Raw genomic sequence first — 8,986 nt, 5'->3', positions numbered from 1 at the left:
GCCCCGTACGGCCCATGCCGTGCCCGGCGCCGACCCCGCCGGGCAGCCCGCCCTGCGGGTGCGGCGCGGGGTGCAGGCCCGGCGTGACCTGCGGTCCCGGCAGGTGGCCGCCGGACGCGGAGGGCAGCGGCATGGTGCGGGTCGGCTCGGCGACCTTCGGCCGGGAGATGACGTCGTCCGGCGCGTTGACGGCGGCGGTCAGCAGCGCCCGCGCGCCCGCGTCGTCGAGCCGGTGCATCGGGTCCTTGTGGAGCAGCCCGTAGATGACGTCTTCGAGCATGCCCGCGTTCTTCGGCGGGTCCAGCGGTTCGGTCATCACGGCCGTCAGGGTGGCGATCGCCGTGCTCTTGTCGTACGGCGGGACGCCCTCGACGGCCGCGTAGATCAGGCCGCCGAGCGACCACAGGGCGGCCGGCGGTCCCGGGCGGTGGCCGCGGGCCCGCTCGGGCGCTATGTACGAGGGGGCGCCGACCAGCATGCCGGTCGAGGTCACCGACGGGTCGCCCTCCACCTGGGCGATGCCGAAGTCGGTGAGCACGACCCGGCCGTCGTCGGCGATGAGCACGTTCGACGGCTTCACGTCACGGTGCAGGATGCCCTCGCGGTGGGCGGCGCGCAGCACGTCGAGCACGGCGAGCCCGACCTCGGCGGCCCGGCGCGGGCTGAGCGCGCCGTCGTCGCGCACCACGTCGGCCAGCGACCTGCCCTCGATCAGCTCCATCACGATCCACGGCCGGTCGTCCTCGTCGACGACGTCGTACACCGTCACCGCGCCGTTGCTGCGGATGCGCGCGATCGCCTTCGCCTCGCGCAGCGTGCGGGTGATCAGCCGGCGCTTTTCGTCTTCATCCACGCTTGACGGGAAGCGCAGTTCCTTCACCGCGACGGTGCGGCCCAGCGTCTCGTCGCGGGCCCGCCAGACGGTGCCCATGCCGCCCCGGCCCAGGACTTCGCCGAGCCGGTACCGCCCTGCGAGGAGGCGCCCAGTCGTGCCCTGCGTCTGCTCCGCCTCCGACATGCGTCCCCTCTGCAATCAACCCACCCTGGCAGAGCGTCCATTGTCCCTCATCGGTGGAGCAGGGGAAGTACCGGCCCGGTGCAGGGGTGGCCTGACCCCGACCGCGCGCGGGGGTGGGCCGGCACGTCACGGGGTGTGGACGGGGCCCGCCGCCACCCCGCCATTTCCCGCCATTGCCCGCCCAACGGGGTGTGTCGGCAGCGCTCCGACTCCCTGCGCGGTCCGCTGTTCCCCCGTCATTCCGTAGCTATTCGGCCACCGTTCGGCCGAGCGTGGCCACGGCCACCGCACACCGCCCGCCACCCTTCCGCGCCGCCCGCCACCTCCCGCACCACACGCCCCGACACACCCGGCCGACACGCCTCACCGGCCCGGCCTGATGCACCTGTTCGGGCGGTACATCCGGGTTGGGCGATACGCGTTGAGCACCGCCGTACGCGCGCATGTGAGCCGGTTGCTCCGGTACGCGCGGATCGCCCCGGGAAGCCGGGACACGCCTGGTGCGCCCCGACCGGCCCCGGGGCCGTACGCACCCGGGCCCCGGGTCGTACGCGTACACAGCTCGTACGCATGCATAGCTCGTTCGTGCACACAGCCAGTACGCGCGCACAGCTCATACGCGGCCAGACCGCGCGGAACGCGTCCGTACGGAACACGTCGATGCAGAACGTGTCGGCGCAGAGCACGCCACCACGGAACACTCAGAGCGGCTGGATCTCCGGGGCGCCGAGGCGGGCCGCGTCCGCCGTCAGGTCGTCGGGCTGGCGCTGCGATTCGCGCTCGGCCTGCACCCGCTTCTCGTAGTGCTCGACCTCGCGTTCGACCTGGCCGCTGTCCCAGCCGAGCACCGGCGCCATCAGTTCGGCCGCCTCCCGGGCGCTGCGCGTGCCGCGGTCGAAGGTCTCGATGGAGATGCGGGTGCGCCGGGTGAGCACGTCGTCCAGGTGTCGGGCGCCCTCGTGCGAGGCCGCGTAGACGACCTCGGCGCGCAGGTAGTCCTCGGCCGCCGGCAGCGGCTCGCCGAGGCGCGGGTCGGCGGCGATCAGTTCGACGACCTCTTCGGCGAGCGCCCCGTACCGGTTGAGCAGGTGCTCGACGCGCGCCACGTGCAGGCCGGTGCGGCGGGCGATGCCGGTACGGGCGTTCCACCGGGCGCGGTAGCCCTCGGCGCCGGCCAGCGGCACGTCCTCGGTGACGCAGCCGGCGACCCGCTGGTCGAGCGCGTGCACGGCCTCGTCGACGGCGTCCTTGGCCATCACCCGGTAGGTGGTGTACTTGCCGCCGGCGACGACGACCAGGCCCGGCACCGGGTGGGCGACGGTGTGCTCCCGCGAGAGCTTGCTCGTCGCGTCGGACTCGCCGGCCAGCAGCGGGCGCAGCCCCGCGTACACGCCCTCCACGTCGTCCCGGGTGAGCGGGGTGGCGAGCACCGTGTTGACGTGTTCCAGCAGGTAGTCGATGTCGGCGCTGGAGGCGGCCGGGTGCGCCTTGTCCAGGTCCCAGTCGGTGTCCGTGGTGCCGATGATCCAGTGCCGGCCCCAGGGGATGACGAACAGCACGCTCTTCTCGGTGCGCAGGATCAGCCCGGACGTGGAGTGGATGCGGTCCTTGGGCACCACCAGGTGGATGCCCTTGGACGCCCGGACGTGGAACTGGCCGCGCTCGCCGATCATCGACTGGGTGTCGTCCGTCCACACGCCGGTGGCGTTGACGACCTGTCGGGCGCGCACTTCGAACTCGGTGCCCTGCTCCACGTCGGCCACCCTGGCGCCGACCACCCGCTCCCCCTCGCGCAGGAAGCCCACCACGCGGGCGCGGTTGGCGACGGCGGCGCCGTAGGAGGCGGCAGTACGCACCAAGGTGGTGACGAAACGCGCGTCGTCCATCTGCGCGTCGTAGTACTGCAACGCGCCCACCAGCGCGTCCTTGCGCAGACAGGGCGCCACGCGCAGCGCCCGGCCGCGGCTGAGGTGCCGGTGCAGGGGCAGCCCGCGGCCGTGTCCTGAGGAGACCGACATGGCGTCGTAGAGGGCCACGCCCGAGCCCGCGTACAGCCGCTCCCACCCGCGGTGTTGCAGCGGGTACAGGAACGGCACCGGCTTCACCAGGTGCGGCGCCAGCCGTTCCAGCAGCAGCCCGCGCTCCTTGAGCGCCTCGCGGACCAGCGCGAAGTCGAGCATCTCCAGGTACCGCAGCCCGCCGTGGATCAGCTTGCTTGAGCGGCTGGACGTGCCGGCGGCCCAGTCCCGCCCCTCCACCAGGCCGGTCGTGAGGCCGCGGGTCGCGGCGTCGAGCGCAACGCCGGCGCCCACCACCCCGGCGCCCACCACCAGCACGTCCAGCTCCTGCCTGGCCAACTGGGCGAGCGCCGTGGCACGCTCCGCCGGCCCCAGGGTCGCTGTCCTCACCGCTACCTCCCACTGTGATCGGGGTCACGCCCACTCCTGCACGATTTTGACCGTACGAAACGGGGTCAGCCAGCCCGCGTTGCCGTGCCGACCCCTGCGCCATCCGGGTGACGGGTGCGGGTGGGGACCCTTCTTCCAGCCCACCGGGCCGCAGGCCAACCACCCCAGAGCAACCACACCCGCCCCACCGGGCCGCAGCCCAACCAACCCAGGGCAACCACCACCCAGCGGGCCGCACCCCACCCCGCACTGGGCCATCCGCACCACACCCCGCACCCCGTGCCGGCGCACCGGCGCGTCGGTGTCGGTGGGCCCTCCGCAACATGGGTCATATTTCCGCTTAGTCTGAATTCGCGCCCTCCGGAATCACCCGGGAAGGACGGCACCTCCATGCGCGCAGATCTCGCCGTCATCGGACTCGGCCACCTCGGCCTCCCGCTCGTCCACGCCGCGACCGCCGCCCAGATCCCCACCGTCGGCTACGACCCCGACCCCGAAGCCGTCGCCCGGTTGACCGCGGGCCGGTTGGCCGGTGGGCCCGGGCCCGGGCAGCACGACCCGGGCGGCGGGCCGCCGTCTGCCACCGGCCTGCGCCGGATGCTGGCCGGCGGGTTCCGCGCCACCACCGACCCGGATGCGCTCGGCCCGGTCCGCACCCTCGTGATCTGCGCGCCGACCCCGCTCGGCGCGGACCGCAGGCCGGACCTGTCGGCCGTCGCCACCGCGGCCCGTACGGTCGCCGGTCGGTTGCGCCCGCACACCACGGTGCTGCTGGAGTCGACCGTGCCGCCGGGGCCCCCCGAGGAGTTCCTGCGGCCGATCCTGGAGTCGGGATCGGGGCTGCGCGCCGGCCGGGACTTCCACCTCGCCTACTCACCCACCCGGGTGGACCCCGGCCGCCGCGACTTCGGCTACCCCAACACCCCCAAGGTCATCGGCGGCCTGACCGCCGCCTGCACCGAGGCCGCGGCCACCTTCTACGGGCGCCTGGTGGAGAAGGTGGTGCGGGCCCGCGGGCCGCGCGAGGCGGAGGCGGTGAAGGTGCTGGAGAGCAACTACCGGCACGTCAACGTCGCGCTCGCCAACGAGATGGCGATCTTCTGCCACGACATCGGCGTCGACCTGTGGGACGTGGTGCGCTGCGCGGAAACCAAGCCGTTCGGCTTCCAGGCGTTCCGCCCGGGGCCGGGCGTCGGCGGCCCCGGCGTCGCCGTCGACCCCGGCAGCCTCGCCTACCAGGACCGCACCATCGGCTATCCGCTGCGCATGGTCGAACTGGCCCAGGAGGTCAACGGCCGCATGCCGCGCTACGTGACGCACCGCTGCGCCACCCTGCTCAACGAACACGGCAAGTCGGCGCGCGGCGCGCGCATCCTGCTGCTCGGCCTCAGCTACAAGCCCGACGTCGCCGACCAGGACGGCGCCCCCGCGCGCGAGATCGCCTCCCGCCTGATGGACCTGGGCGCCCAGGTCTCCTTCCACGACCCGTACGTACCGCGGTGGCAGGTGCTCGGCCGGCCGGTGCCGCGCGTCGACTCCCCGTACGAGGCCGCGGGCGACGCCGATCTGACCGTGCTGCTCCAGCAGCACCGCACGTACGACCTCCAGGGCCTGGCCGCCAAGGCCCCCCTCCTGCTGGACACCCGCGGCGCCACCCCGACCGGCGCGGCCCACCGCCTCTGAGCACCCACGACGAGGGACCCCAGCCGAAGGGGGACCTAACGGCCGTACCCCCACACACCCCCTCTATCGTGTTCGCATACCGAACAACCCCCCACATCGCCACCCCCGACCCCAGCCGTCACACCCGCCCACTCCCACACCCACACCCACACCCACACAGCCAACCCCCGCCCCAACAACCCTCACCCCCACCCACCCGAGCTCCCCCAGGCGGACCGATGCTGCACCAGAGCGCGCGCCGGGTGGTCGCGTACGCGGAGGACCGGTTCCTCGCCCTGGCCAGGTCGCCGCGGCGGGACCTGCTGCTGGCCGGTGTCGTCGCGGCCGTCGTGGTCCCGAGCACGCTGCTCCGCCCCGACCTCGGACTGGTCCGCGAGCCCTGGCTGAACCTGCTGACCGTGCTCGTCGGCACCGCCGCGACCGTGGTGCGCCGGGAGCGGCCGGCCGCGTTCACGTGCGCGGCCTGCGCCGTCTTCCTCGCCAGCGGACAGCACCTGCCGCTGTACGTGGCGACGTACACCGCCGTACGGCTGCGGCTGCCCTGGCTCACCCTGCTCACCCTCGCGGTGCCCGTGGCGGCCTGGACCACCAGCCGCTCCTTCGCCGGCCTGGACCTCTTCGAGCAGCGCCCGGTCCTCAATGAACTGGGCGAACTCCTCTTCCCCGGGCTGCTCGGCCTCGCCGTCAGCGCCCAGCAGACGGCCGAACGCTCACGGCGCGCGCAGTGGGAGAGCGAGGCGCGGGCCAGCGAACTCGACGAGCGCACCCGGATCAGCGCCCTGGTGCACGACGGGGTGGGCCACCGGATCAGCCTGATGTCGCTCCAGGCCGCGTCGATCGAGGTGCAGCCGGGTACGGACGAGCGCACCCGGCGCAAGTGCTGGGCCATCTCGGACGCCGCGGCGGAGGCGATGGAGGAGCTCCGCGTCGCGCTGGACATGCTGCGCCGCCCGGCCGCCGTCGCCCCGCCCGCCGAACCGCTGCTCGATGGTTTGGAACCGCTGCTGCGCACCTACCGCGCGCACGGCATGCCGCTCACCGCCAGCATCTCCCCCGCCGCCCACACCGCCCCGGGCCAGGCCCAACGGCTGTGCTCACGCATCCTGCGCGAGGGCCTGAACAACGCCGCACGGCACGCCCGCGGCGCCCCCACCCGACTGGCCTTCACCCGCACCGGCAACACCCTGCACGCGAGCGTCGACAACGACGCCCCGCCCGCGCCGCACCAGCCGCTGCCCGGCACCGGGCGCGGCCTGACCGCACTGGCCGCGACGGTCACCGCCGCCGGCGGCACCCTGCACGCCGCCCCCACCCAGGAAGGCGGCTTCCACCTCACCGCCGAACTCCCCTTCACCGCCCCGCACCACCCGCCCACCAGCGACGCCTGACCGGCGCCGGCGCCAGGCCGGACCGATGTCAGCCCAGCGCCGCACCCGACGGACCGGCACCGCGCCCGACGGACCGGCGCCGCACCCGACGGGCCGGCACCGCACGCGACGGACCGGCGCCGCGCCCGTACGAGCCGGCGCCGGTCCGTACGGGCGGTCAGCCGCGGGCCATCTGGAGCGCGCGGTACGGCTGGGCGTCCAGCACCTTCCGCAGCGCGTCGAAGTCCTCCACGCACCGCCCGGTGCCAACGGCCACACAGTCCAGCGGGTCGTCGGCGACCAGTACCGGAATGTCCAGCTCCTGGCTGAGCCGGGTGTCCAGGCCGCGCAACAGCGCCCCGCCACCGGTCAGCACCACGCCCCGGTCCATGATGTCGCCGGCGAGTTCGGGCGGCGTCTCGTCCAGCGTCTGCCGGACCGCGCTCACGATCGCCTCGACCGGCTCGGACAGCGCGTGCCGCACCTCCTCCGCGGTCAGCTCCAGCGTCTTGGGCAGCCCGCTGGCCTGGTCCCGGCCGCGAATGGTGCAGCGGTCCGGCGGCAGCAGCGCCCGGGTGCGCTCCGCCTCGGCCTCGTCGCCGGCCGCGCCGTCACGCACGTCCCCGGCCGCCCCGCCGATGGTCACCGAGCTCACCTGCACGTCGGACTCGGCCCGCTCGGCCAGCACCCGCAGGGCGTCGGCCGACCAGTAGCCGGTCGGCGCGGCCGAGCCGATCGCCATCTTGACGTGCTCGGCCGTGCGCTCGCCCATCGCCATCGAGTGCTTCTTCTTCACGTACGAGGTGATCGCGGCATCCATCGCGTCGCCCGCCGTCCGGACCGACCTGGCGGTGACGATGCCGCCCATGGAGATCACGGCGACCTCGGTCGTGCCGCCGCCGATGTCCACGATCATGCTGCCGGTCGGCTCGCCCACCGGCAGCCCCGCCCCGATGGCCGCCGCCATCGGCTCCTCCACCAGGTGCACCTGCCGCACCCCGGCCTGCGACGCGGCCTCGATGACCGCGCGCCGCTCGACGCCGGTGATCCCGGACGGCACACAGACCACCACCCGCGGCCTGGACAGCCGGCGCGCGCCGGTGACCTTCTTGATGAAGTGCCTGAGCATCCGCTCGGCTATCTCGAAATCGGCGATGACCCCGTCCCTGAGCGGGCGTACGGCCACGATGTTCGAGGGCGTCCGGCCAATCGTGCGCTTGGCCTCCGACCCCACAGAGAGCACCGATCCGTCCACCGCATTCACGGCGACGACCGATGGTTCGTTGAGCACGATCCCCCGACCCCGCACATACACCAACGTATTCGCGGTGCCGAGGTCAATGCCCATGTCACGTCCGCTGAACGTCTTGCTTTGCGCCATAAGATGAGATTATTCCCTATGCCGGATTCTTATCTGGGCTCTACGCCGTCCGGCCGGCGCCCGACCGGCGCCACCTCACCCCGCGCACCCCGTACGGGCCGGCCGCGGCGGCAACCATACGCCGTACAAGTCCTCCATCATCCCTTCACGCCCGACAGCGCCAAATGAGCACATAGCGGGCCGGCGTATCTCCACTACGTCCCAGCCATGTCACGGACAACTCCTCAGCTTGTCTGACTGTCCGACCAAGCTGTTAGCTTGTGGCTCGAAAACAGCCAACCGCACTCCAGATTTTCCTGTCCCCGGAGCGCGGTGGAACCACCTTCATCCCCGGGGGATCACATGAGCCAGCCTTGGCAGCAGCCGCAACAGCCCCAGCAACCCCAGCAGCCAGGCGGGTACCCGCAGCAACCGGGTGGTTACGGCTACCCCCAGCAGCCCCAGTACGGCGGCCAGCCCCAGCAGCCCCAGTACGGCGGTGGTTTCCCGCCACCGGCTCCGGCCCCGGCCCCTCCCCGCGGCAACGCCGGCCTCGCCCTCATCGCGGGCCTCGGCGCCGCGCTGATCGGCGGGGTGCTCTACGCGTTCCTGCTGAGCGCGATGGCCGACACGGACGGCCAGCAGCCGAAGATCACTCAGTTCGCGTACGCGGGTGTCGCGCTCGGCGCCCTCGTCGGCTTCGTGGTCGCCAAGCTCGGCGGTCGCAACCAGGGCCTGTGGGTCATCGGCGCCGTCTTCGCCCTGGCCGCCATCTTCCTGGGTGAGCTGTATGGCTACGCGTTGGTCACAGCCGACTGGATGGAGGCCAACGAGAAGCAGTTCGCCTCGCTAGGCATCGAGACCATGTCGGCGAACGAGATCTTCTTTAGCCACTTCAACGACCCGCTGGTCGACATGCCGGGCGCCGAGGGCCTCTTCGGCACCTGGAAGGAAGACGTCAACGGCATGACGTACATCTTGATGGCGCTGTCCCCGATCGCCGCGTTCGGTACGGCCTACCGCCTCGGCAACCGCTGATCACCAAGAAGCCCAATCGGTGCGGGGGGGGGGGCGGCCGCCCCCCCCCCCCGGCGGCCCCCGCCCCCGGCCCCCCCCCCCCCCCCCGGCGGCCCCCCGAAACTCACACAGC

Annotated in this window: 6 protein-coding genes; 3 read left to right on the top strand and 3 right to left on the bottom strand. The window is 73.1% G+C overall.

Annotated features, from left to right (window positions below):
• Nucleotides 1-1,018, bottom strand: a 1,018-nt coding sequence (locus AAHZ94_RS22070) for a serine/threonine-protein kinase (protein WP_349994712.1), incomplete at its 3' end; no start/stop codon positions are given.
• Nucleotides 1,019-1,719: 701 nt separating this feature from the next.
• Nucleotides 1,720-3,426 carry a glycerol-3-phosphate dehydrogenase/oxidase gene (locus AAHZ94_RS22065; protein WP_349994711.1) on the bottom strand — a complete coding sequence of 569 codons (1,707 nt, stop codon included), beginning with the start codon at nt 3,424-3,426 and terminating at the stop codon, nt 1,720-1,722.
• A gap of 390 nt (nt 3,427-3,816) precedes the next feature.
• Here AAHZ94_RS22065 and AAHZ94_RS22060 point away from each other — a divergent pair, with 390 nt between their 5' ends.
• Nucleotides 3,817-5,109 (top strand): nucleotide sugar dehydrogenase, encoded by a 1,293-nt coding sequence (locus tag AAHZ94_RS22060; protein ID WP_349994710.1) that lies wholly within the window; start codon nt 3,817-3,819, stop codon nt 5,107-5,109.
• A gap of 218 nt (nt 5,110-5,327) precedes the next feature.
• On the top strand, nt 5,328-6,497 hold the full coding sequence (locus AAHZ94_RS22055) for a sensor histidine kinase (protein WP_349994709.1): 1,170 nt from the start codon (nt 5,328-5,330) through the stop codon (nt 6,495-6,497).
• Between the two features lie 157 nt (nt 6,498-6,654).
• On the opposite strand, the gene AAHZ94_RS22050 is transcribed toward AAHZ94_RS22055, so the two are convergent.
• Complete coding sequence (locus AAHZ94_RS22050; RefSeq protein WP_502964737.1) at nt 6,655-7,824, bottom strand: rod shape-determining protein; 1,170 nt, start codon at nt 7,822-7,824, stop codon at nt 6,655-6,657.
• A gap of 375 nt (nt 7,825-8,199) precedes the next feature.
• Between AAHZ94_RS22050 and AAHZ94_RS22045 the strand changes: the two genes are divergently transcribed.
• Entirely contained in the window at nt 8,200-8,874 is a 675-nt protein-coding gene (locus AAHZ94_RS22045) for a hypothetical protein (protein WP_349994707.1), read from the top strand.
• Nucleotides 8,875-8,986: the final 112 nt, after the last annotated feature.

It is taken from the genome of Streptomyces sp. HSW2009, from assembly GCF_040240285.1.
Lineage (GTDB): Bacteria > Actinomycetota > Actinomycetes > Streptomycetales > Streptomycetaceae > Streptomyces.
The sequence above is the reverse complement of the archived record's forward strand: the minus strand, read 5'-3'. Positions and strand labels throughout refer to the sequence as shown.